The organism is Subdoligranulum sp. APC924/74, from assembly GCF_003324125.1.
GTDB lineage: Bacteria > Bacillota > Clostridia > Oscillospirales > Ruminococcaceae > Gemmiger > Gemmiger qucibialis.
This window is the reverse complement of sequence record NZ_PSQF01000002.1, coordinates 24431-48573: the sequence shown is the minus strand read 5'-3', so window position 1 is coordinate 48573 and position 24143 is coordinate 24431. Positions and strand designations below refer to the sequence as shown.

The following is a 24143-nucleotide window of genomic DNA, read 5'->3' as shown; positions in this document are numbered from 1 at the left end:
CGTATGGACGAGATTATTAAAGTCAATGACGTTTCCATGCGCTTTAACCTTGCGCAGGAAAAAACTGAGACCCTGAAAGAATACACCGTAAAACTGCTGACCCACAAGCTGTTTTTTAACGAATTTTACGCACTGAAACATGTTTCTTTTAGCATGAAGCGCGGCGAATCCCTGGCGCTGATCGGGCGCAACGGCAGCGGCAAAAGCACCATGCTGAAAGTGATTTCCGGCGTGATGTACCCTTCCGGCGGCAGCGTTGCCGTCAACGGCGAAATTGCCCCCATGATCGAGCTGGGCGCCGGTTTTGACATGGATCTGACCGCGCGGGAAAACATTTTCCTGAACGGCGCGGTGCTTGGCCACGACCGGGACTATATGATGGAGCATTTTGACCGCATCATTGAATTTTCGGAGCTGAAAGATTTTGTGGATGTTCCGGTCAAAAACTTTTCCAGCGGCATGATCGCTCGTTTGGGCTTTTCCATTGCCACTGAAGTACAGGCCGACATTCTGGTTTGTGACGAAGTGCTGGCCGTTGGCGACTTTATGTTCCAGCAGAAATGCCACCGCCGCATGGAAGAGATGCTTTCCAACGGCACCACGCTGCTGTTCGTCAGCCATGATATCAACCAGGTGCAGCAGCTGTGCCAGCGCTCCATCTGGTTGGATCACGGTGTTCTGCGCGGGGATGGGCCATCGCGTGAAGTCTGCGCGGACTATGTGCGCGCTATGGAGGCCGGTGAAACCTGATGGAAAAGCTGCTGACGGTTTCGGTTGCCGCCTATAACGGCGCTGCCACGCTGCAAAAAGCGCTTGAATCCTGCCTGGTGGCGGATGAAAGCCTGCAGGCGCTGCTGGATGTGATCATTATTGATGATGGCTCCACCGATGGCACCGCCGCGCTGGCGCAGGCCTTTGTGCAGGCACACCCCGGCAGTTTCCGACTGGTGAGCAAGGTGAACGGCGGGTACGGCTCCACGCTGAATACCGCGGTAGAGCTGGCCTCCGGGCGGTACTTTCGCACGCTGGACTGCGATGACTGGTTTGACACCAATGCTTTGCAGACCCTTTTGCGCCGCCTGCAAAGCTGCACGGCGGATGCGGTATACACCAACTACCGCACCGTGCAGGAAAACGGCAGCGGAAAGGCCTTTGATGTCTGCTGCAAATTTGATACAAACCGTGTGTATGCTGTGGGTGAAGTGCAGCAGGCCACACCTGATTTGTGCATGGAGATGCACGCGCTGACCCTCTGCACCAAAACTCTGCGCGCCGCATGGCGCCCCATGCCGGAGCATTGCAGCTACACGGATATGGGCTATACGTTTGTTGGCATGGCTGCGGCGCAGACCATCTGCTTTGTGCCGGTGGTTCTGTACCAGTACCGCCTGGGGCGGGATGGCCAGAGCGTGAGCATGGCCAGCTACCGCGCCCACACGCAGGATTACATCCGCGTAGCGCGCATTCTGTTGGATGCTGCCGAACCGCTGGCCGCACAGCCTGCCCCCGCCGGGCGGGACCTGCTGCTGGTGCAGCGGGCGCGGGATGTGGCGCAGTACCTGATTGAGCTGTACCTGCGCTTTCCCCCCGACCGTGAAACCGGCCTGGCCCTGCGCCGGTATGACGAGATGCTGTGCCAGACTTACCCACACATCGCTGCCATGATGACCAACAAAAACACCCGTCTGCTGCGGGCCGGGCGTTACCTGCCCTACCGCACATTGAGCGCATGGGCGCGCGGAAAACAATCCAACGGCGGCATTTTATAATGCTGTGCCGGATACTTGAATACTTTGCCGGATATGATAAGGCAAAAAGTGAAAGGAGAATACCGTATGCTGCTGCAAAAGCTGCTTTGGCCCCGCGTGGGCATATGCACCGAGGACCGACTGTATTACCGTATGAAAGCCCCCAGCTTCCGCGATGAGGGGGATATCCTGCGCATTGAGCAGGGCGAACGTGTCTGCTTTGATACCTACTTTAACAGCGTCAGCGCAGACAAATGGCGCCGCTACACCGCCGCGCAGAATTTTTCGCTGCGGCTGAAACTGAGCGGCAAGCTGCGCGTTGTGCTGTGCAGCCGCCATTTCATCAACAGCCAGAGCGTGCGCGCCGTGCTGGCCGAAAAAGTAGTGCAGGCGGATTCCGTGCAGGAATTCTGCTTCGATTTTCCCAAGGGCGCTGACGGCATGCTGTTTTTTGAGCTGCAGGCCCTGAGCGGCAATGCCGCCTATTGCGGCGGCGCTTATGAGTGCGATGCCGCTGAAAAGGATGTGCAGCCCGTCAAAATCGGCGTGGATATCTGCACCTTCCGCCGGGAGCCGTTCGTTATGGGCAACATTGCCCGCATGCGCAGCGATATTTTGGAAAACGCCGCCAGCCCGCTGCACAACCACCTGGAAGTGTTTGTTTCCGATAACGGCCAGACGCTGGATTACGATAAGCTGAACAGCGATACCGTGCATGTTGTGCCCAACGCCAATGTGGGCGGTGCCGGCGGCTTTACCCGCGGCATGATCGAGATCCTGAAAGCCAACGAAAATGGCGCAGGCGTTACCCATGTACTGGTCATGGATGATGACATTGTGCTGGATACCGATGTGCTGCTGCGCACCTACACCCTGCTGAGCCTGCGCAAGCCGGAATATGCGGACGTATTTGTCGGCGGTGCCATGCTGCGGCTGGACCGCCCTAACATTCAGGTAGAAAACGGCGCCGCCTGGAACCAGGGCCAGTTGATCAGCCACAAAGCCAACTTTGATCTGACCAAGGTTGACCTGTGCGTTGCCAATGAGCTGGAAGAACGCCATGAGTATAACGCCTGGTGGTATTGCTGCATCCCCATTGCCGTTGTGCGGCCGGACAACCTGCCCATGCCCATCTTTATCCGCGGCGATGACATTGAATACGGCCTACGCAACTGCAAACGCCTGGTCACCCTGAACGGCATCTGCGTATGGCATGAGCCGTTTGAGAGCAAGTATTCTTCCTCGATGTACTACTACATCCTGCGCAACCAGTGCATTGACAACAGCATGCACTGCCCCGGCTATGATGCCAACGCCCTGAAAGCCGACCTGCGCAGCCAGGTGATGGGTGAAGTGAACCGCTACCGCTATAAGAATGCTGACCTGCTGATCCGCGGCGTGCGCGACTTTTTGAAAGGCATTGACTGGCTGGAACAGACCGATGCCGAAGCCCTGCACAAAGAGATTATGGCATATGGCTACAAAGCCCAGCCGGTGGACCAGCTGGATGTTCCGTTTGATTATTCCCGCTACCTGTACGCCACCAAAGAGGAAGAAAAAAACAAGGGCAAGCTGAAAAACCTCAAGGTCAAGCTGACCCGCAACGGCTGGCTGGTGCCCCCCACCCGCGAAAACACCGTTGTGAGCATGATGCACATGACCGCCTACAATGCTTACCGCGTGCAGAAGGTGCTGAACTATGATTCCAACTCCCAGAAAGGCTTTGTGACCGAGCGCAGCAAGGAAGAATACAGCCGCTGCGTGCGCGAGATGAAAGCCTGCATGAAGGAGATCGACGCCCAGTTTGACGCTGCCGCCCAGAGCTACCGCGAGCGCTGCGGCGAAGTGCGCAGTCTGGACTTCTGGAAAAAGTATCTGAACCTGGACAAATAATTTTACCGGGCCTATCCCCGGTTTTCCCTGGAAAGGAATCTTACACTTATGGCCAAAAAAAAGGCAAATTCGTTTGTTCTTACCATTGCGGGCATTGCTGCTGCCACCGTGATCGGCGTGGTCGGGGTCAAGCTGACCCCTGCCCCGCATGTGATTTTCAGCCTGGCCCCCAGCGCAGAACCACAGGCTACCGCTGAGCCGGAGCCCATCAGCTGCGTGCTGGCCGGTACCGGGCAGGTTGTGGATTTTGCGGATCCCGGCGCAGAGGAATATGTTTCCCTGCTGGATACCGACAGCCAGAGCCTGACCGAGCGCTATGCCCTGCCCGCTTTGGAGCGGATGACCCAGTCCGACACCGAAAGCCTGATTGCCCCTTTGCAGGTCATCCAGCGCATTCAGACCCTCGGTATTGACCCTGCCACCTTTGATACCCCGGAGGCCAACTGGAAAAACCTGTACAACTCTGTCATGACCCAGCTGGCCCCCCTGGCCATCGCCGAAACCGCCCAGGCTGTGAATTTTACCGGTTCCAGCCTGGCAGAACTGAATGACTTTCTGGCAGCCAACCCCGGCAGCACGGTGGAGGTCATCTCCCCTGCTCTGGTGATGGATGCCACCCTGGTGGTCCCCACTGGTACGATCCTGCACGGCAACGGCGCAGTGCTGACCCCCGACAATGAAACGCTGGACAAAGCCATTGTTCTGGACCAGGCGGAAAATACCGCCGTGACCGGCTTTGTCATCAACGGCGGGTGCAATTACGGTGTGTATGTCAAGAATTCCAGCAGTTTCTATCTGGCTGACCTTGACATCAGCAATGTTTCCTTCAAGGGCCTTTGCGTTATGGGGGAGAACACCAGCTTTGCACTGGTCAATAACAGCATCCATGAAAACCAGAATGGTGCCATCTTCCTGAACGGCGGGATCAGCAATGGCGTGATCGAGGGCAACCGCATTGAAAATAACTCTGGTGCCCGCAACCTGACCGCCGGGCTGGTGCTCTGCTCCATGCCCATTGAGGACATTGAGACCGCCTACAATCCGTTCCCAGATGAAATGCTGTACGATATTTTACAGTCTCCCCATCAGCTGGTTGTGCGCGGCAACACGGTTGCGCAGAACCATTCCTCCGGCATTTATTCGGAAAGCGGCTACCTGAACTATTATGTAGAGAACACGATCTACAAGAACGAAAAAGAGGGCATGTGCCTGGATTACGGCTCCTTCGGCAACTACATTACCGGATGTGAGATCCGCCAGAACGGCGGCCGCAACCGCATGAGTGATGAGGATCTGGAAGCTGACTTTATTCTGGAGCAGGGCCGCATGGCGGATGGTTCCTCCCCCGCCAAGCTGCCCGGCATCTCGCTGGATAACACCGCCTACAACACCATTTACGGCAACATTGTGCGGGACAATTACGGTTCCGGCATCAAGGCTGTGCGCTCGGCGTTCAGCAACACCATTCTGTGCAACCAGATCATTGACAACAACCGGGGTGCCAGCGATACCTTCCACTTCTTTGGTATTGAGCTCAGCACTGACCTGAACGCGGATGAAGCCGTGCAGGGCCTGGATTTTACCCCCTGCTATGAGAACATCATTGCCCGCAACACCATTTCCGGCGGGCATTACGCCGGGGTGTTTATGGGCGAAGATGCGTTCATGAATGATATTTTTGACAATACCTTTATGGACTGCACTGACTGGGCTATGGAATCCCTGAGTGAAAAATACAACTCTACCCTGAACAATATGGCAAACATGCCCACCCGCGGGATCGAACTTTCTAACGGTCAGGGCTGATGCCGCGAGGCTGCTACATGAAACAAACACTGCAAAACCGTTTCCCGCGCTGGTGGCTGCTGCTGGCTTTTGTGCTGAACTTTGCCATTGCCGCGGCTGCACTGCTGCCCTACATGATACGGGACGGCGGCCTGCTGTTGGTTGCGGCGGATTTTGACGCAGAACAGCTCTCCTACAACATGCTGTGCAACAACGCCATCAAAAGCGGCGAGGTGCTGTGGAACTGGCGCATTGATATTGGTTCGGACTTTGTATCCTCGTTCAGCTTTTACACCCTTGGCAGCCCGTTTTTCTGGCTGAGCTTCCTCTTCCCTGCCAGCGCGTTTCCCTATCTGGTCGGCTGGATCTATATGCTCAAATATGCTGTTGCCGGGCTGACCTCGTTTGCCTACTTCCGCCGCAGTGCCAGCGAGAAAAGCGCCCTGCTTGGCAGTGTGTTGTATGCATTTTCCGGTTTTTCCTGCATCAACGTGGTGTTCTATCACTTCCATGATGTGATTGCCCTGTTCCCGCTTTTGATGCTGGGGCTGGACAAACGCATGCAGGAGGGCAAAAAAGCTCCGTTCCTGTTTGCCGTTACCATCAACGCGCTGGTCAACTATTACTTCTTTATCGGGGAAGTTTTCTTCCTGGTGTTTTACTATATTACGCGGTATCTTTTTGGCGGCGAGGACGCACGCCCCGGGGCGGATCTGCGCAAAAATGCCCGCAAAATTCCGGCCTGCATCCTGGAAGGCTGTCTGGGCGTCGGCATGGCGGGGGTACTGTTCATCCCCTCCATTGCGGCGGTGCTCAATAATCCCCGCGTATCGGATCACATCAGCTTGAGCCAACTGACCTTTGACTGGCCCAATTACCTGCAAATGCTGCGGGCGCTCTTCTTCCCGGCGGAGAATATGTTCAATTTTTCCGCTGTGGTGCATGATAACTGGTATTCCATCGCGGCGTACCTGCCCTTGGTAGGCGTCTGCCTGGTTCTGGCTTATCTGCTGCGCTGGAAGTGGGACTGGCTGCATGTGCTGCTGGTGGGGCTGTTCCTTGTAGCAGCCAGCCCGGTCAGCAACAGTCTGTTCGTCATGTTCACCAGCGAGCCGTACCGCCGCTGGTATTACATGCTGGTGTTCCTGCTGGTACTGGCCACCATCAAGGTGCTGGACCATCTGCAGGACTACCCTTGGCGTGCGGGCTGCGGTATTTCGGCTGCAGTCATCGCCGCTATCACGCTGTATCTGTACGTCAAGCGCGATACCATAGTGTACCGCAAATACTGGCTGGTTGTGTTGACATTGATTGCCATCGGCGGCGTGGTTCTGCTGTTTGCTGCCCTGGGCGGGGTGCGGCGGCTGCGCCTGCGCCGCCCCATGGCTGCCCTGACGGCCTGCACTGCTCTGGTTGCTGCACTGACCACCGGTTTTACCGTGGGCACCTATCAGCGTGCCTACACCCAGACGATCGGCCTGACCACCACAGAAATTTATGGTGACGTTATCCACAGCGGCGACGGCTTGCCTGATGCCCTGCCCTACCGCTATTATTTCTGGGAGCCGTATTCCAACCGCGGCATGGCGGCTTACCTGCCGGACCGTACCTCCTTTTTGAGCACGCTTTCCCCCTCCATCTTTACACTGTATGATGCCCTGGGGGACGAGCGCCACGCCATTACCCCCGCCGGGCCGGAGGGCACCAACGAGCTGCTTTCCGTTGGGTATTATATCCGCAACAACTCCGACTGGCCGGATGAAATCTACACCAGTTTTTCCAACGGTCACGAGCAGATCAACGTCTATCAGGATTCCCACGCCCTGCCCATCGGCTTCTGCTATGATACCTACATGACCCGCAGTGAGTTTGACGAGATTGACCCCGCCGAGCGCGCCCACTCCATGTTAAAGACCCTTGTGGTGGCAGACGAGGACGAAGCCACGGTTTCCACCATACTGCGCCACTATGATGCCGCGCTGGATGGTAAGATCAGCCAGGAAAACAAGTATGCCGACATGGACAAGCGCCGCGAAGCCTGCACCGATGTGTTTGATTATGGCACAGACTATTTTTATTCCGAAATCACATCCGGCAGCGAGCAGTACGCATTTTTCAGTGTTCCCTATGACAAGGCGTGGAGCGCCACGGTCAACGGCGAATCTGCAGAGATCCTGAACATCAACGGCCTGATGGCCGTCAAGGTGAATGCCGGTAAAAACTGCATTCGTTTCCACTATTCCCCCACCCCGCTCTGGTGCGGGATCGGGGTCAGCGCCATTAGCATTCTGCTGACGGCAATTTACCTGCTGGCCGGGCGGCGCAGCAGAAAAAGCAAAAAAGAGGTGCTGTAAACCATGAAGGCTACCCGCGAAAATCCGATCCTGTACATCGTGATCCCCTGCTATAACGAGCAGGAGGTTCTGCCCATTACCAGCAAGCTGTTTTTGAAAAAGATCACCGACCTGGTTGCCGCCGGTAAAATCAGCGATGACAGCCGCGTGCTGTTTGTCAACGATGGCTCCAAGGACAAAACCTGGTCCATCATCTGCGACCTGGCCAAGAGCGACAAGCACTACATCGGCATCAGCCAGAGCCGCAACCGCGGTCACCAGAACGCAGTGCTGGCCGGTTTGATGGAAGCCAAGGACAAGTGCGATATCACCATCTCCATTGACTGCGACGGTCAGGACGATATCAACGCCATGGACGCCATGGTAGATGCCTATGTGAACGATGGCTGCGAAGTTGTGTACGGCGTGCGCTCCAAGCGCGATACGGATACCTTCTTCAAGCGCTTTACGGCAGAAAGCTTCTACAAGCTGCTGAACGCCATGGGGGCCGAGGTTGTTTACAACCACGCGGACTACCGCCTGATGAGCGCCCGCGTGCTGCATGAGTTTGCCAATTTCAAGGAGGTCAACCTGTTCCTGCGCGGCATGGTGCCGCTGGTGGGCTTTAAATCCACCAGCGTTGCTTACGAGCGCCACGAGCGCATTGCGGGTGAAAGCCACTATCCCCTGTCCAAAATGCTGTCCCTTGCGTTTGACGGCATCACCAGCCTTTCCGTCAAGCCCATCCGGTTCATTACCGGGTTTGGCGTTATTGTGGCGCTCATCAGCTTTATCGGCGTGATCTGGGCCATTGTGGAAGCGCTGCTGGGTGCCACCGTATCCGGCTGGGCCAGCATGACCAGCATCATCTGCTTTGTTTCCGGCGTACAGCTGATCTGCCTGGGTGTGATCGGCGAGTACATCGGCAAGATCTACATGGAAACCAAGCGCCGCCCCCGCTATATCATCAGTGACCGCACGTGGGATGAGGATGAGAAGTAATCGGCTGGGCAGAGTTACGCCTGTTTGCTTTACCTAATATAGCACCAACAAAATAAATTTGTGCCGCGCGTTTTGCCCCTTGTATGGGGGGGGACGCGCGGCTTTTTTGTTGTTTCGGAGGTTTCCATGCTCACGGTTGACTCATTTTGCAGGAGAGTATTTGCGCCGCGGCCCACCGACATGATTCTTTATTATTTATTCATTCTTCTTTCTCATCCCCCACCCCCGGCCCCTCTCCTTCCATAAAAAATTTCCCGATATTTTTTGCCTTCCCTTATTGACAAACGCCCCTGTCGGCAGTATTATAATGTTAACATATGAGCAATCATTCATATGATAAAATGTTTGATACCGAGGTGATACTCCCAATGCCTGATACCAAAAAGTTCCCGCAGCCCGCCACAGCACCGGATGGCTTAGCCAACGCCCTGCCTGATGTTCCGGTATGTGACCCAGACTGCCACGGTGAGCCGGATATCGTTGCCAGGCTGCGCAGCGATCTGCCGGACGACGAGGTTCTGTATGACCTTTCGGAGCTATTCCGTGTGTTTGGGGATACCACCCGCATCAAGATCCTGTACGCGCTGTTTGAGAGCGAGCTGTGCGTAGGCGATTTGGCCCAGCTGCTGGATGTTTCCCAAAGCGCCGTCAGCCACCAGCTGCGGCTGCTGAAAGCCAGCAAACTGGTCAAGTTCCGCCGGGACGGAAAAACGGTGTTCTATTCCCTAGATGATGATCATGTGCGCAGCATGATTGCGCTTGGCATGGAGCATGTGGAGGAATAAAACGCCCCCAACTCTTGTTACCCCTTATTTTTCAAAAAATATTGATCATAAAACCAAAGGAGATATTATCATGCAGAAGAAATTCAAAATCGAAGTTGATTGTGCAAACTGCGCCGCCAAAATTGAAGATGCCGTTAAAAAGCTGCCCGGCGTGAACAGCGCTTCCGTCAGCTTTATGACCCAAAAGATGGTTCTGGATGTCGATGATGATAAGTTCGATGCCGTGCTGAAGGATGTTGTTAAGACCGCCAAGCGTGTTGAGCCGGACTTTGAGATCGAGCTGTAAGCTCCTTGCATCAGCATTTTCGGACGGTTTCCAACCGCCTGAAAGTTTCGGAATCCATTCCAAGCGGCGGACATGTGCCGACGCTTGGAATACCTTGCAAGCAAAAAAGCAGGTCCGAGTGCCGTCCAGGCATGAGAACATGCTTCTTTGCGGCAAGGTGGTTCCAAAGGAGGGGTGCAGGAGCGTGGCGCAGCCACACTGCGGCGAACCCCACCTTTGTAGCGTGGAGCTTTTGTGACACGCTCAGGGCGGTTTCCAACCGCCCTTATTTTTGCCCCTTTTTCCTGACGAACACCCAAAAGAGAGGTCTTATCTTATGACAAAGAAGCAGAAAAAGACGCTGAAACGTATCATTATTTCAGCGGTGCTGTATCTGGCCATTATTCTGGCTTCCAAACTGGTGGCTATCCCCTGGTATCTGGAGCTGGTGCTCTTCCTGGTGCCGTACTTCATCATTGGCCACGATGTGCTGCGCAAAGCTGTGCTGGGCATTGTTCACGGCGAAGTTTTTGACGAAAACTTTTTGATGGCCGTTGCCACTGTGGGAGCGCTCTGCCTGGGTGAGTTCAGTGAGAGCGTTGCCGTTATGCTGTTCTACCAGATTGGCGAACTGTTCCAGAGTTACGCCGTCGGCAAAAGCCGCAAGAGCATCAGCGATTTGATGGATATCCGCCCCGACAGCGCCAACCTGGAAACTGCCGACGGCACGGTAAGTACCGTTGATCCCGACGATGTGCCCATCGGCTCTGTGCTGGTCGTGCGCCCCGGCGAGAAAGTTCCCATTGACGGCGAGGTCATTTCTGGCGAAAGCACGCTGAACACCGCCGCCCTTACCGGCGAAAGCAAGCCTCGCTTTGTGCATCCCGGCAGCGAGATCATCAGCGGCTGCGTGAACGGCGACGGCCTGCTGAAGCTGCGCACCACCAAGCTGTACGGTGAATCCACCGTTGCCAAGATCCTGGACATGGTGGAAAATTCCAGCCTGAAAAAGGCCCGCGCTGAAAACTTTATTACCAAGTTTGCCCATTATTACACCCCCGCCGTCTGCATCGGCGCTTTGGTACTTGCCATTTTACCACCGCTGGTGCTGGGCGGCGGCTGGCTGACCTGGATCAGCCGTGCGCTCACCTTCCTGGTTATCAGCTGTCCCTGCGCGCTGGTCATCAGCATTCCTCTGAGCTTCTTCGGCGGCATCGGCGGCGCTTCCCGCTGCGGCATCCTCATCAAGGGCGGTAACTATCTTGAAGCACTTGCCAACACCTCCATTGCTGTGTTTGATAAAACCGGCACCCTGACCAAGGGCGTTTTTGCCGTCAGCCAGGTCAGCCCGGCCAACGGCTGCACCGAAAAAGAGTTGCTGGAACAGGCTGCTTTGGCCGAAAGCTTTTCCAGCCATCCCATCAGCAAGAGTCTGCGCGAAGCCTGCGGCGAGCTGGATGCCCGCCGTGCGACCGATGCTCAGGAAATTGCTGGCCACGGTGTCCGCACTATGGTAGACGGCCATGTGGTGCTGGCAGGCAACGCCCGCATGATGGACGACAGCAAGATTACCTACACCAAAAATACCGGCACCGGTACTGTGGTTTATGTGGCGCGTGACGGCCAGTTCCTTGGCTCTGTTCTGATCGCGGACGAAGTGAAGGAACACTCCAAACAGGCCATTGCCGCCCTGAAAGCCCAGGGCGTGCGTACCATCATGCTGACCGGCGACAGTGAAGCCGTTGCCAGCGAGATCAGCGGCCAGCTGGGGCTGGATGAATACCATGCCCAGCTGCTGCCCGCCGATAAAGTCAACCGCGTAGAAGAACTGCTGGCCACCAAGGGCAAGAACGATATCCTGACCTTTGCCGGTGATGGCATCAACGACGCCCCCGTGTTGATGCGCGCCGATGTCGGCATCGCGATGGGCGCCATGGGAAGTGACGCTGCTATTGAGGCCGCTGATGTTGTTCTGATGGATGACGACCCGGCCAAGATCAGCCTGGCTATGAAGATTTCCCGCAAGTGCATGAGCATTGTGTACCAGAACATTGTATTCGCCCTTGCCGTCAAAACCATCTTCCTGCTGCTGGGTGCCTTGGGCATTGCCAACATGTGGTGGGCTGTTTTTGCCGACGTTGGCGTTATGATTCTTGCCGTGCTGAACGCCATGCGTATGCTGATTGTTGAAAAGAACTAATTTCTCCTTGCCGCTGTCATGATAAAAACATCCCGGAATGGTTTAACCGCCTGCTGCAGTTCCCGTCCCAGGATGTTTTTTGTTGTAATATATTACTATCTATTCTTTTGGAGAAATCCCATTAGCTTCCTTGATTACTCCATCTAGGTAATCGGTTGCTGCTTCCAACCCTCCACATGCTTGGGCCAGCCGAATCGCACCAGCAATATCCTCTTCACTGAATCCAGCTTCCTTCATTTTCTTTCTTAGTTCTTTATATTCCTCATTATCTTCATTCTCCTCTTCCTCATCCAAAATTCCTGCATGTAAAAGCGCCTCCACATCATTTCCCGCACAAGAAAAACAGAGATCTTTTAATTCCAGTGCTTTTTTCGTGTCACAGCCAATCTTCTGCGCAAAATCAACAAAAAATGCCGCCATCCCATAACAAAAATCCTGAATATTTTCCGATAGTTCATTTTCCAAATCTTCATCTGAAAAAGTCAATTTTATGGTTTCCATATCTTCTGTGTCAAGTTGGAATTTCATAACGTTCTTCTCCTTTTTGTCAATTTATTTTATACCATATACAAATTATTTATATATTTTAGAATAAGTTACTCGTCTAAAAAAGTCAACCATTTAGATAAAATCCTAACATAAAAATCAATTTCAATTCATAAAATCAACTCCCGTTGTACCATCACATACAAATTTTGCACTTATTACGGTATAAAAAGTGTTCTTTCCGCCTGCCGTTTTTTCGTTATTTTTACACGTATATGCAATTTTTGCAATGTTTTTAGGCGTTTTCTCGCAGTTACTTTTTTCACAAGGCTATGTAATTCCGCTGTATGGAATCATTTTCCTCAATACGGAAAGCGCAACGCTTTGCAGGTTCCGGCAAGCGGAACAAAAATAGTGCTAAATATTCTTTCTTATTTTTGTCAACCCCTGCAATGGTATCCCATATTAAAAATATGTTACACTAACTATGACATAATTGTGCATAGGGCGGCCCGCCTGCCGCACGGCACACAAACAGCAGTGCGCACGGCACTGCCGAAGAGAAGGAGATATTTTATGGCAAAAAATGCGATCGTCGGTCAATCCGGCGGCCCCACCTCAGTCATCAATTCCAGCCTGGCCGGCGTTTATGAAAGCTGCAAGCGCCGCGGTGCAGGTAAGGTGTACGGCATGATGCACGGCGTGGCCGGCCTGTTGGAGCGCCGCGTCTGCGTACTGGATGACAAGTTGAAAAGTGCCATGGACATTGAGCTGCTCAAGCGCACACCGTCCAGCTATCTGGGCAGCTGCCGCTACAAGCTGCCCGACTGGCACACCGCCGAGGGCGAAGCCGTATACCGGAAGCTGTTCGAGATCCTGGGCGAACTGGATATCGGCTATTTCTTCTACATCGGCGGCAATGACAGCATGGATACCATCGGCAAGCTGGCTGATTACGGTGCCCATATTGGCAGCGATATCCGCTTTATGGGCGTTCCCAAGACGATTGACAATGACCTGATGGTGACCGACCATACTCCCGGTTACGGCAGCGCCGCCAAGTACATTGGCGTTGTGATGAAGGAAATCATCCGCGATGCCACCGTATATGGCACCAAGTACGTTACCATTGTGGAGATTATGGGCCGCAATGCCGGCTGGCTGACCGCCGCTGCCTCCCTGGCAAAGGGTGAGGACTGCGAGGGCGTGGATATGATCTGTCTGCCCGAAGTTCCCTTTAATGTAGACCGCTTTGTGGAAAAAGTGGAGCGGATGCAGAAAGAAAAGCCTTCCATCGTGATTGCTGTTTCCGAAGGCGTTAAACTGGCTGATGGCCGCTATGTCTGCGAGCTGGCCGACGATGTGCACGCAGTTGACGCGTTCGGCCACAAAGCCCTGACCGGCACGGCACGCTTTTTGGCCAACACCGTTGCCCGCCGTCTGGACACCAAGACCCGCTGCATCGAGCTTTCCACCCTGCAGCGCTGCGCTGGCCACCTGACCAGCCGTACCGATATCACCGAGGCATACCAGGTGGGCGGTGCTGCCGCCAAGGCCGCTTTTGAGGGCCACACCGGCGAAATGGTCGCACTGGACCGCATTTCCAACGCACCGTACCAGTGTACCACCAGCCTGCACCCCATCAGCGAGGTTGCCAACCTGGAAAAGAAAGTTCCGCTGGATTGGGTCAACGCCGACCACACTGCCATGCTGCCGGAGTTCCTGGCTTATGCTATGCCGCTGATCCAGGCCGAGCTGACCCCCATCTATGTTGAGGGCTTGCCCCACCATATCTACCTGCCGGAAACCTGATTTTTGCCGCGTAAGCCTCTACCTTGCGTGAAGATCGGTACTTATCGCATATAGAATATTGATTGGCCGCCGCCCTGATTGGGGCGGCGGTTTTTGTTTGGGGGATCTTCTAAAGTGTCAGTAGGGCGGCCAAGTCGGAGCGCCAGGTTAGAGATGCACTCTAAAAATATTTCTTTTTCTTCAAATTCGCCTGCACACAAAAATGTGCGGCCCCGCTGCATTCACCGCCCGGAGCCGCACATTTATTTTATATAGGCAACACCGCACAATTCCCGCCTAGCGGCTTAAGCACCGCTTCGGCGGCTGCGGCACGGCATCTGCGTTGCCAAAATGCTCGATAATGTCGGGTTGCGGTACCCGCATCGTGCTTCGGGGGCAAAAGCCCCTCGCACTCTGCGACCGCTGCCCCTGCTTCGGTTCGCTGTTTCCGCCACTGGCGGCGCTCACCTTTGCAGCATCCAGTATTATCTGCGCTTTTGGCTTAGCAGCTGCCGCACCTTGCTCGCCGTATCGGCACTTAGAATTATGCGGTATTGCCTATAATGCAATTCGTGAAAATAATTAAAGTTTTTCGCCAGGCCTTTTTTCAAAAAGGCCGAAAAGACTCCCCGTAACTGCCTTAATAGAACCCGTAACTCGGCAAAATCTTGGTGCTCTGCGCCCACAGGGTCGGCACGGGCAAGCCGGACAGAACGGGATAGAACCAGGCAAAGCACACCAGCGCCGCAATGCACAGCCCCGCGCCAATCTTTTTGGCGCGGTCCTGCCGCTTCATCTGCGTTAAAACCAGCACAATGGCCGTCAACGCAAAGACCGAACTGGGGAAGTAATGGTACATGAAAGTGCAGCGCGATACCAGCATCCAGGAAAGCAGCTGGCTGGCGTACAAGATCAGAACGCCCGCTCCCTTTGCCGTGCCGCGAGCCGAAACCTGGCGCCACAGCAGCAGCAAAATGCAGAACAGCCCCGCCCAGCAAATGATCGGGTTATAAAAACCCGCAATGCTGCCCTGAAGCCCAGCTTCCAGGTAAGAATTTTTGTAATACCACACTGGGCGCAGGTCCAGCAGCCAGGTGTACCAGCGGCTTTCAAACGGGTGGGTTGCTTTCAGGGTGGAATGGTACCAGTACATGTAGGTTTGGCAATCCCACCAATCCCGCAAACCAAAGGTAGGGTCTTTCCACCAATAAGGCAGGTAGGATGCAAGATAGATCAGGAACGGCACAACGATGTAAAACGCCACACCGCCCACAGCAGCTATCCGGAATTCTTTCCAGAAGCCCGGCTGTTTTTGCTTCCAGCGGGCATACAGCACACCCAGGTACAATACCGCAAGCCCTGCCCCGGCATAAATTCCGGTCCACTTGGATGCACACCCAAGCCCAAATGCCACGCCGCCCAGCGCCATGGGCAGCAGCGAGCCGTTTACGCCGTTTTGCAGCACGCTCTGGCAATACCATACCATAAAATATGCGCCTAACAGGATAAAGAACGTACCGTAAATATCGATTGTGGCAATGCGGCTTTGGGAAAATCGCATGAACCCAGCGGCAATCAGCGCACCTGCCATGGCCCCGGCCCAGCGTTTGTGGGTCAGACGGCGGGCAAAGCACCACATCAGCGGCACCAGCATCACGCCGAACAGCGTTCCGGCACAGCGCCAGCCAAAGGCTGTCATTCCAAAAATAGCAATGCCCAGCATGATAAAATCTTTGCCCAGCGGCGGGTGGGTGGTTTCGTATGCCGTCATGCGGTGCAGCATTTCGTACCCAGTACGGCCATGATAGATTTCATCGAAATACATGCTGTTCAGCTGGCTGATGGTATCTGGCACTTCGCTCTGCTCATCAAACAGGGCATCGCCGCCCGTTACCGGCACCAGCGCACCGGTGGCATCCCACAGGGCCAGTTCAAACATCTGCGCATTTTCAATCGTTGCGGTCAGGGTCTGCCCTGCCGGAGCCGTGATGGCCGTTTTGGTCCAGCAGAACGGCGTTGCATAGCTCAGTTCCTTCTGGTACAGCTCATTGCCCGCTGCATCCGTGATGCGCAGGCTGCCGCCGGTGGAAATGCCGGGGTACACCCAGATTTCCACCGCGTCCTGCTGCGGGGTAAAGTCGCTGGTTGCCGTGCTGTCCGTAGCATCCACAGGGTTCTGCGGTGCTTTCATGCTGCCAAGGTAGGCAAAGCTCACCACAGCAACGATCAACGTCAGCGTTGCCAAGGCTTTCTTCTCTTTAGCCGTCCAGGCAGGCTGCGGATCAATGCACAGGGTGCACAGTTCCAGCTTTTTCTGCACTGTTTTTGTTTTATCTTTTTCGATGGTTTCCACTTTTGCCAGTGGAGAAATCGCTCCATGGCGGCAGATGGCCCACGCGGTGAAAGCCAGCAGCACAAAGGCTGCCGTTTCGGCAAAGCCGACTGCCATGGCAAACTCGCGGCTGGTATCGCTGCTGAGCCACTCGTCATCGCTGCCTACCAGAGTATACACAGTTTCCAGGTTCAAGAAGCCCGTTATCGACAGACCAAACCCGGCGCCATACAGACGGATGTCATTCCAGCGCGCCGCGGCAAGCAGTACCAGCAGCATGCCCAGCACCAGGTAACGCTCGTGCATGCAATGGGCAAAGGTAAAAATCCCCACCGTGTAAAACGCTGCCAGCAGCAGTGGGGAAAACTGCCGCGCCCGCCAGCTGATGACCGCCAGCACCACAAGCAGCACCGTGATAACAGCGATGTTGAAAATGCCCAGCACTTTCCAGCTCAGGTTAAACACCGGGCAAGCATCCAGCGCCTGCCAGTTGCCGCCCAGCGCTGCAAACCAGTTGAACGCATTGATGGTGGCATACTGGTAGCCAGACGCCGTGGTGATGTACTTATCGATCAAGGACGGCACCAGATTTTTTGCCCCGTAAAACGGCAGGCCCGCCAGCAGCGGCGGCAGCAAAGCCAGCGCAGCACCGCCAAAAATCTGGCCGACCGATTTCAGCGGGCTTTTGCCATCCCGCACGGCATCCGCAATAGCCACCAAAAAGCAGACGGCCAGCACCGGCCCAGCCAACAGTGCCTGCGGCTTGATGGCCAGCGCCACGCCGTACAGCACCGCAGCGAGCAGGTAGCGGCGCTCTTCCAGCAGCCAGAAGCAGAGCAGCAACGGCAGCGCAAAAGCCCCATCAATCTGCTTCCAGATGCCGGTATCAAACAAGGTCAGCGGGCAGAACGCCGCAAACAGCACCAGGCAGCGCTGTGCCCTGCCCTGCCCCATATACCGGCGGCTGATATGGTCCAGCAGCACCACGGCGGCACAATCACAGATTGCGGGGATCAGTGCCAGCAAAAAATAGGTCCAACGGGATTCATAGCTCAGTTGGAGCGCCTTGCGCACCAGGCTGACCAGCCCCAGCACAAGGATGTAGCCGGGCGGGTAGTCCGCAAAATAATCGGCGCTGTAAAAGGCCGCAGGACCTTCGCTGGCCAGCTTATCCCCCCAGGCCACAAAGCAGCTCATATCATAGGTGTAGCCTTCAGTAACAAGGGCCAGCAGCAGGCGCGCGGCAAGCGCTGCGGCCAATATAATATACAGCGTTCGCTCTTTCTGTTTGGTTCTGGTATTTGTCATTCTGAACTCTCCAGATAATGCAGCGTATTTGCCGCTGCAATAAAATAAGGAACTGGAAGCAGAGGCAGATGCTTCCCTGTTTCCAATTCCTTTGTTTTGCCGTGATAGTGCAGTAATAATTATAGCTTGGTCAGCTGCGGGCCCTTGGCGGTGTCCATCACATTCCAGCCCAGCTCAGTGATTTTGGCGCGCAGAGCATCGGCGCGGGCAAAGTCCTTGGCCTTTTTGGCTGCGGCGCGCTCTTCCACCAGCTGCTTCACTTCGTCGGGGGCTTCCTCGGCCTTGCGGTTGTACATCAGGCCCAGCACACCGGTCAGCTCGTCAAACGTGGCGGCGGCCTTTTCCAACGTAGCCTTATCGGCAGCATCGGACATGGTGTTGATGTCCTTGACGAACTCAAAAATGGCGGCCAGAGCATCGGGGGTGTTCAGGTCGTCATCCATGGCGGTCTTGAACTTTTTGCGTGCTTCTTCGCACTTTTCAGTCAGGGCAGTGTCAGTGCCATGGGCATTACGGATGGCAAAATCCAGGTTATCGCGGCAGGTGTACAGGCGCTCCAAGCTGTTCTTGCAGCTCTCGATCAGGTCCACCGTATAGTTCAGCGGCATGCGGTAACCAGCGGTGAGCATAAAATAACGGATCGGCTCATAGCCGTACTTATCGGCAATTTCACGCACGGTAAAGAAGTTGTTGGCGCTCTTGGACATCTTCTGGTTGTTGATGTTCAAAAAGCCGTTGTGCATCCAGTAATGGCTGAAGGTGCAGCCGTTGGCGCACTCCGACTGTGCAATCTCGTTTTCGTGATGGGGGAAGATCAGGTCCTGGCCGCCTGCATGCAGGTCGATGGTCTTGCCCAGGTGCTTACGGGCCATGGCGCTGCACTCAATGTGCCAGCCCGGACGGCCCTGGCCCCAGGGGCTGTTCCAAGAAGGCTCGCCCGGCTTGGCGGCTTTCCAGACAGCAAAATCTGCGGGGTCTTCTTTCAGGTCGTCATCCATCTGGCTGCGCAGTTCGCGGTTGCCGCTTTCCAGATCGTCCAGGTTCAGGTGGCTCAGCTTGCCGTAACCGGGATCAGACTTAACGCGGAAGTAGACATCGCCGTTGTGGGCAACGTAAGCATGTCCGGATTCGACCAGGTCCTTGACGATCTTGATGATCTCACCGATATGCTCGGTTGCGCGGGGGCGCACGGTGGGGGTCTTAACGTTCAGGCCCTCGGAATCTTTGATGTACTCGGCCTCGAACTTGCGGGCAACCTCCTGCATGGTGGTGCCGTTCTCCTGGCCTTTTTTGATCAGTTTATCGTCAATATCGGTGATATTGGAGACATACAGCACCTTGTTGCCAAGGTACTCCAGATAGCGGCGCAGCGTGTCAAACACGATCATGGGGCGCGCATTGCCGATATGGATATAGTTATACACCGTAGGGCCGCAGACGTAAATGCGATAAACGCCCGGCTCCTGCGGGATAAAATCTTCCTTTTTGCGGGTCATGGTATTAAAAATCTGCATGGACAGGAACTTCCTTTCCCAACTTTGCTGGTACGGCGCGGCTAAACCTGCAAACCGTTCAGATTTATTATAGCCGCCCTGATAAGCGGTTGCAAGGGGGCAGCATCATTTTGCCTGCATAAAGCAGGAACGATTCTGCCACAGGTAGATGCAGCCGGAAAGTGCGGTAACGGCAGCAACGGCCCAACACAGCACCTGGGTGGTAAAGCTGATAACCCCAACGCCGTCCGCCGGGGCGAGCGCCATGGCAAAGTAATAGAAGATGATGGTGACCATCTGCAGCACGGTTTTGACCTTGCCCCACATGTTTGCGGCAATGACGGTACCGGACTCTGCCGCAATCATGCGCACACCGGCCACAGCAAACTCGCGGAACATGATGATGGCCAGCACCACGGGGGAGCAGACACCGTCCACCACCATATAAATAATGGCGGCGGTGGTGAGCATTTTATCAGCCAGCGGATCCATAAACTTGCCAAAGTCCGTTACCAGGTGGTTTTTGCGGGCCAGGTAGCCATCCAGGAAATCCGTAAAGCTGGCCACAGCAAACAGAATGCCCGCTATCAAGGCATACGTTGCGTTGAACCGGAGCGTGCCCATATGGCTCATGGCAGCAAATACCATAAAGAACGGCACCATGATGACACGCATCATCGTTAATTTGTTAGGCAGATTCATGGTTTATTCCTCCACTTTGCTTTCCGCATAACCATAAAGATCATAAGTATCGGCATCGGTGATGGTAACGTTATAGAACGCGCCGGCTTCCAGCGGGGTATCTGCCGGGGTCATGATGCTGCCATCAATTTCCGGGCAGTCTGCTGCGGAGCGCAGCAGGTACATGCCGGTTTCATCGTCCACGCCATCGCAGATGCACTCATAGGTCTTGCCGACCTTTTCTGCTTCCTTTTCCGCGCTGATCTCGGCCTGCAGCTCCATAATGTGGTCTGCGCGGCGCTGCTTGACTTCCTCGTCAATCTGGTTGTCCATCTTGGCGGCCACGGTGTTTTCCTCGGCGGAATAGGCAAAGCAGCCCAGGCGGTCAAACTTGACGGTTTTGACAAAGTCGCACAGCTCGCTGTACTGTTCCTCGGTCTCACCAGGGAAACCTGCAATCAGGGTGGTGCGCAGCGTGATGTTGGGGATGGCCGCGCGCAGGCGGCGGATGGCATCTTCAATTTCTTTGCGGCCGCCGCGGCGGTTCATGTTTTTCAGCACCTCGTCATCGCAGTGCTGGATGGGCAGATCGAGATACGGCACAACTTTATTGTTGCGCACAAGGGCTGCGATGAATTCATCGGAGATACGCTCCGGGTAGGCGTACAGCACACGGATCCAGCGGATGCCCTCAATGGTGTTCAGCTTATCCAACAGTTCGCAAACTGCGCCGGGTTTGCCCCAGTCCTCGCCGTAAGCGGTGGGGTCTTGCGCCACCAGGATCAGCTCTTTCACGCCCTCCCCGGCCAGCCAGCGAGCTTCGGCAACACAATCGTCAATGGGGCGGCTGCGCAGCGGGCCGCGGATGAGCGGGATGGCACAGTAATGGCAGCGGTTGTTGCAGCCTTCGGCAATTTTCAGGTAAGCATAGTGGCGCGGCGTGCTGATAACACGGGCACCGCCCAGCTCCATATCGCATTTGGGGCCATAGCTTTCCACCTGGCCCGCGCCGTTGGCGGTCAGGCGCTCCACAATGGCGGGCAGAGCGGCGTTGGAGCCAATGCCCACAACGGCGTCCACTTCCGGCATTTCGCTCACAATCTGGGTTTTATAGCGCTCAGCCAGGCAGCCGGTCACGATCACCTTCAGGTTGGGGTTCTGCTGCTTATACTGGCAGGCCATCAAAATGTTTTCAATGGCTTCCTCTTTAGCGGACTGGATAAAGCCGCAGGTGTTGACAATAATAATGTCCGCCTGTTCGGGGTCCGCAACCGTCTGGTGGCCCGCCTTGATCAGCGCGTGGCAGAATACATCAGCATCGACCTGGTTTTTGGGGCATCCAAGGGAAATAATTGCAATATTCATGTATGGTTGTTCCTGTCTCTCTTTTCAGTATGTTATGTTGGGCTCTGCCGCTTGCTTGGGCAAAATTCAGGCAAAGTTATCCGTTCGGTGCATTGATACCACAATGCCGCAGGAGCATTTTTTGCCCCTGCGGTGTGTACTTTTTTGTGTTACGCTTCGGTTTCTTCTGTCTCGGCATCTGCCAATGCCTGGCGGATCACGCTGTGGGAGAACCCGCGCCGTGCCAAAGCGGCAGCTACCTGCTGCCATTTGCCCTGTGCCAGCTTTGCGGCATAGTGGCGTTCCACCAGTGCACGGGCATTGGCCAGCTCCGGGTTTTCCTCCCCGTCCTCCTCGCTTTGGGCAAACAGAGCTTCCACCGCTTCGGCGGCCGCGCCGCGGTCAATGCCTTTGGCGTGCAGATCATCCAAAATTGCACGGCGGCTCTTGCGCTTGCGCAGCAGCTCCGCCGCACGGCGGCGGGCAAAACCGGCGTCATCCAGCAGGTTCAGCTCCTGCATTTTTGCCACGGCGGCGGCAGCGCTGTGGGGGTCAAAGCTGCGGCAGAGCTTTTGATAAAGCTCCCCGGCTGCATGGTCCCGCAGGGCCAGCAGGTCCATGGCTTTATCCACAGCCTTGCGGGTGTCGCTTTTGGTCTGCAGGTCATGGATCTGCCATTCTTCCAGCTCATCCCCGGTATGCAGCCCCGCCATGGCAAAGGTGTCCTCGTCCAGCGAAAAGGCAAACTCGCCGTCAAAGAACAGCGCATAGCGGCCTCTTTTTGTTTCTTTTACCTGTGTCAGCTTCGGCATCGCTTACTCGTCAACCATTATTTTAATAACGTTGTATCGGTTCATTTTCAGTACCTCACGACCTTTATACGACCTACGACCCGGTCGAGATAAAATCATTCAAGCGGTCAGCAGCCGCAGAAAGCTGGGCTTGCCGCAGGTGGGTATACACCTCATGGGTGGTGGTGATGGATGCGTGACCAAGAATTCTCTGCGCTTCCATTTCGCCAACGCCCGCAGCATACAGGGTGGAAGCCATACCGTGGCGGAACTGATGCGCAGACACATCCGCATCCCACGCCCCAGAGCCGTCCGAATGATAATAGCCCAGGGAGCGCCAATATGCGGCCCATCTGCGGCGATACTCAGACGAGGTAAAGGGCGTGGCCCGCCCAGAGGTAACATAGTCCGTGGGCGCTCCCTGATGCTCTAGCAGCAAGGGGCGCAGCACAGCGAGAATAGGCACATCACGAATGGCATTCTTGGTTTTGGGGGTGGTAATAACTGGGTTGCAGTTGCGCCACCATACAGATTTTGTGATATGGATAACCCCTGCATCAAAGTCCACGTCCTGCCATTGCAGCGCCATGCACTCACCCAAACGAATACCCGTATACATGAGAAGCCAGGCCACAAAACCAAAGCCCTCCGGGTGTGCTCTTACTGCGGCAAGCTGCGCGTCAGTGGGTGGCATGCGCACTTTCGTGGAGAGGTTACGCGGCACATCAACATAAGGGCAAGGATTAAAGTCGCCGCCAAAGTAGACAATCCAATGCCGGAACACGCTGGCAAGGATATCCTGATGGTTGCGCACGGTGCCCTTTGCATAGCCCTGATCCCCCAAGCGCTGATACCAGGCGGCAATGCGCGTTGGCGTTATTTCTTTCATTCGGTAGTCTGCCCATTCCTCCCGCGTGCGGGCGCAGGCTGCGAAGGAGCAGTACAGCGTGGAGGGTTTAATCTGCGTGCGGCGGAGTTTCATCCAGTCATCGTAGACGACCGAGAATTTCTCACCCTGGGCTTTCGTTTCAACCAGGGCGGCTTTGTAGTCGTCAATTTTTTGTTCAACCTCGGCCAAAGTATGCCCGTAAAAATGCACGACCTTGCCGTCAATGGTTCGCTTGCGTTCCAACAGGCCATCGGCCCGGCGTTTACGCTGTCCCATACAGACACCTCCCGTCATACAATAACTCGGACTTTTAAGCACATCTTTCCTGATTTGTGCAAATTGCTAATTGAATTACAACCATAGGTTTTGTATAGTTGTATCAAAACAACCGATTCACACCAAAAAGGGAGCGGATATCATGCAAAAACTCACCGACCAAGAAATAGTGGAATTGCTACACAAGCTACCAAATAAAGCAGAATACCTCAAGTATTTGCAAGACCTCGAAGCATCGCAATCGCCGCAGAATATTTCTCCGGCGGGAGATGATGAATAATATCCAAGATTTCCGCGTCCGCTTTATCCAGCCCACCGGCCACAGTGCCGGTGGGCTTTTCTTTTTCGTCGGTTTCCCCCAGCAGATAGGCCGGAGTTGTATCCAGTAAATCTGCGACGATAGCAAGATTCTCCGGCGAGAGCCTATCCGCGCCACCCGCACAGTTAGACAAGTAATTCTTTTCACGGCCCAACTGGTCGCACAGGTATTTATACGTGCGTCCTTTTTCTTTTGCGCGGGATTTCAAACGTGCAAAATCTACCAATTTCTACCCTCCTATCTTGTGCAAAACGTAAAAGCTGAACTTTTATTCAGAAATCGCTTGCTTTCTGAATAAAGGTTCAGTAGAATAGAAGGCGTTCCAAGACCAAACAAGACGAAATAAGGCACAAGGAACAAGAACAGGACGCAATGCAGCCTTGTAAAGCATCACAGAACCTATTCAGACCTAGACACACTGA

General features: G+C 54.9%; 18 protein-coding genes. 10 read left to right on the top strand and 8 right to left on the bottom strand.

Annotation, left to right across the window (positions count from 1 at the left end):
* Positions 1 to 3: 3 nt before the first annotated feature.
* From C4885_RS01435 to C4885_RS01395, 9 genes are all read left to right on the top strand, one after another.
* Positions 4 to 750 (top strand): ABC transporter ATP-binding protein, encoded by a 747-nt coding sequence (locus C4885_RS01435; RefSeq protein WP_113998718.1) that lies wholly within the window; start codon positions 4 to 6, stop codon positions 748 to 750.
* Positions 750 to 1769, top strand: a complete 1020-nt coding sequence (locus C4885_RS01430) for a glycosyltransferase family 2 protein (protein WP_113998717.1) — start codon at positions 750 to 752, stop codon at positions 1767 to 1769. Before C4885_RS01435 ends, C4885_RS01430 begins: the two co-directional genes overlap by 1 nt.
* A gap of 66 nt (positions 1770 to 1835) precedes the next feature.
* The gene (locus C4885_RS01425) at positions 1836 to 3641 is read left to right on the top strand and encodes a glycosyltransferase (RefSeq protein WP_158538772.1); all 1806 of its coding nucleotides are present in this window, start codon (positions 1836 to 1838) and stop codon (positions 3639 to 3641) included.
* 48 nt (positions 3642 to 3689) lie between these two features.
* Positions 3690 to 5447 carry a right-handed parallel beta-helix repeat-containing protein gene (locus C4885_RS01420; RefSeq protein WP_113998715.1) on the top strand — a complete coding sequence of 586 codons (1758 nt, stop codon included), beginning with the start codon at positions 3690 to 3692 and terminating at the stop codon, positions 5445 to 5447.
* Between the two features lie 17 nt (positions 5448 to 5464).
* Positions 5465 to 7780, top strand: a complete 2316-nt coding sequence (locus C4885_RS01415; protein WP_158538771.1) for a YfhO family protein — start codon at positions 5465 to 5467, stop codon at positions 7778 to 7780.
* A 3-nt stretch (positions 7781 to 7783) separates the two neighbouring features.
* A complete protein-coding gene (locus C4885_RS01410) occupies positions 7784 to 8761 on the top strand; it encodes a glycosyltransferase family 2 protein (protein ID WP_113998713.1) in 978 nt (325 codons plus the stop codon).
* Positions 8762 to 9129: 368 nt separating this feature from the next.
* On the top strand, positions 9130 to 9546 hold the full coding sequence (locus C4885_RS01405; protein WP_199488062.1) for a metalloregulator ArsR/SmtB family transcription factor: 417 nt from the start codon (positions 9130 to 9132) through the stop codon (positions 9544 to 9546).
* 70 nt (positions 9547 to 9616) lie between these two features.
* Entirely contained in the window at positions 9617 to 9832 is a 216-nt protein-coding gene (locus C4885_RS01400; RefSeq protein ID WP_113998711.1) for a cation transporter, read from the top strand.
* Positions 9833 to 10148: 316 nt separating this feature from the next.
* Positions 10149 to 12011: a heavy metal translocating P-type ATPase gene (locus tag C4885_RS01395; protein ID WP_113998710.1), complete on the top strand. Its 1863-nt coding sequence runs from the start codon at positions 10149 to 10151 to the stop codon at positions 12009 to 12011.
* Positions 12012 to 12110: 99 nt separating this feature from the next.
* On the opposite strand, the gene C4885_RS01390 is transcribed toward C4885_RS01395, so the two are convergent.
* Positions 12111 to 12539, bottom strand: coding sequence for a hypothetical protein (locus C4885_RS01390; protein WP_113998709.1), 429 nt, complete (start codon positions 12537 to 12539; stop codon positions 12111 to 12113).
* Positions 12540 to 13073: 534 nt separating this feature from the next.
* Here C4885_RS01390 and C4885_RS01385 point away from each other — a divergent pair.
* Positions 13074 to 14309: a 6-phosphofructokinase gene (locus tag C4885_RS01385; RefSeq protein ID WP_113998708.1), complete on the top strand. Its 1236-nt coding sequence runs from the start codon at positions 13074 to 13076 to the stop codon at positions 14307 to 14309.
* A 619-nt stretch (positions 14310 to 14928) separates the two neighbouring features.
* Here the strand turns inward: C4885_RS01385 and C4885_RS01380 are convergent.
* The 7 genes from C4885_RS01380 to C4885_RS01350 all read right to left on the bottom strand — a co-directional run bounded on the left by C4885_RS01380 (position 14929) and on the right by C4885_RS01350 (position 23947).
* On the bottom strand, positions 14929 to 17928 hold the full coding sequence (locus tag C4885_RS01380; protein ID WP_113998707.1) for a phospholipid carrier-dependent glycosyltransferase: 3000 nt from the start codon (positions 17926 to 17928) through the stop codon (positions 14929 to 14931).
* A gap of 119 nt (positions 17929 to 18047) precedes the next feature.
* Positions 18048 to 19442, bottom strand: coding sequence for a cysteine--tRNA ligase (gene cysS, locus C4885_RS01375; RefSeq protein ID WP_113998706.1), 1395 nt, complete (start codon positions 19440 to 19442; stop codon positions 18048 to 18050).
* Between the two features lie 105 nt (positions 19443 to 19547).
* Positions 19548 to 20123, bottom strand: a complete 576-nt coding sequence (gene pgsA, locus C4885_RS01370; RefSeq protein ID WP_113998705.1) for a CDP-diacylglycerol--glycerol-3-phosphate 3-phosphatidyltransferase — start codon at positions 20121 to 20123, stop codon at positions 19548 to 19550.
* Between the two features lie 3 nt (positions 20124 to 20126).
* Positions 20127 to 21467, bottom strand: coding sequence for a 30S ribosomal protein S12 methylthiotransferase RimO (rimO, locus tag C4885_RS01365; RefSeq protein ID WP_113998704.1), 1341 nt, complete (start codon positions 21465 to 21467; stop codon positions 20127 to 20129).
* 149 nt (positions 21468 to 21616) lie between these two features.
* Positions 21617 to 22258 carry a regulatory protein RecX gene (locus C4885_RS01360; protein WP_113998703.1) on the bottom strand — a complete coding sequence of 214 codons (642 nt, stop codon included), beginning with the start codon at positions 22256 to 22258 and terminating at the stop codon, positions 21617 to 21619.
* Between the two features lie 73 nt (positions 22259 to 22331).
* Positions 22332 to 23402, bottom strand: a complete 1071-nt coding sequence (locus tag C4885_RS01355; protein WP_158538770.1) for a site-specific integrase — start codon at positions 23400 to 23402, stop codon at positions 22332 to 22334.
* A 209-nt stretch (positions 23403 to 23611) separates the two neighbouring features.
* Positions 23612 to 23947 (bottom strand): helix-turn-helix domain-containing protein, encoded by a 336-nt coding sequence (locus tag C4885_RS01350; protein ID WP_113998701.1) that lies wholly within the window; start codon positions 23945 to 23947, stop codon positions 23612 to 23614.
* Positions 23948 to 24143: the final 196 nt, after the last annotated feature.